The following is a 940-nucleotide window of genomic DNA, read 5'->3' as shown; positions in this document are numbered from 1 at the left end:
TAAAGAAAGCAGACGAACTTAAGAAAAAAATGGAAAAAATGTGAACCTATGCAATTGATAATTAAATATTCATTCTTAATAGTTATTTGTTGTTTAATAAATTGTAAAAATTCAAAGCGAGAGTCTGATGCTAATAAACAATTAGTTAAGCCTATGGAAAAAATCATTCCAAAATATGGAAAACCATATTTTGATTATGATCAAATAGATTATTATCACACTGATATAGGAGAAGATTCTGCTATGGATTTATTTGATAATCAAGATAAATCAAAAAAAAATAAATTAAAATTTGAAGTAATTATAGGTGAAACTCCTAAAAGTATAAAAGACTCTGGCTTTATAAAAAATTTGAATGGAATTGGATTTAAAAGATTTAAAATTAAATCAAATAACTTCAAAAAAATTGATTCGATATTTGTAGAAAAATCTACAAATAAAGGTATTTCTTCCTCTTGTATTGCAATTTATAGGGATATTTTAATTTTTAGAAAGCAAAAAAAAATTGTCGGAATTGCAAAAATATATTTTGAGTGTGATCAAAACTATATAGTTGGATCGAGCGCAAATACTGAAAACTTTGGACAGAATGGTGATTATATAAAACTTTCTCAAATTTTAAACCAAAATAAATAATGAAATTGATATTTTTTGAATAGCTGGCTTGCTGCCACTCTTATATCAGGGGCTATTATTGGTGTAGCCATAAGTGCTGGTTTATATACCCTTCAGGCATTAATAAACAATAGCTGGTCTTGGGGAGGCTTTGCAAAGTCTCTTTTGATAGGAGCTGTTACCGGATCAGTCTCGGCAGGAGCGGGCCAAATATTTAGTGCCGGAGGTTTCTGGGCCGCTGTTGGAAACGGCACAATAGCTGGAGGTGGAGCTGGCGGTGTTACAGCACTGATTAATGGAGATAACTTTCTTGAAGGATTAGCAA

1 protein-coding gene and 1 pseudogene are annotated in these 940 nt (G+C 30.6%); both read left to right on the top strand.

Annotated elements, in window-relative coordinates; all coding sequences use genetic code 11:
• Nucleotides 1-48: 48 nt before the first annotated feature.
• On the top strand, nucleotides 49-636 hold the full coding sequence (locus ABMQ40_RS16625) for a hypothetical protein (protein ID WP_370901623.1): 588 nt from the start codon (nucleotides 49-51) through the stop codon (nucleotides 634-636).
• 15 nt (nucleotides 637-651) lie between these two features.
• Nucleotides 652-940, top strand: a pseudogene (locus ABMQ40_RS16620) (hypothetical protein); the annotation flags it as partial.

The organism is Chryseobacterium gossypii, from assembly GCF_041361455.1.
GTDB classification, from domain to species: Bacteria; Bacteroidota; Bacteroidia; order Flavobacteriales; family Weeksellaceae; genus Chryseobacterium; species Chryseobacterium gossypii.
The sequence above is the reverse complement of the archived record's forward strand: the minus strand, read 5'-3'. Positions and strand labels throughout refer to the sequence as shown.

Bases quoted from the DNA above. Each gene is read 5' to 3' on its own strand.
- ABMQ40_RS16625 (WP_370901623.1), top strand. From the start codon at position 49: ATGCAATTGATAATTAAATATTCATTCTTAATAGTTATTTGTTGTTTA.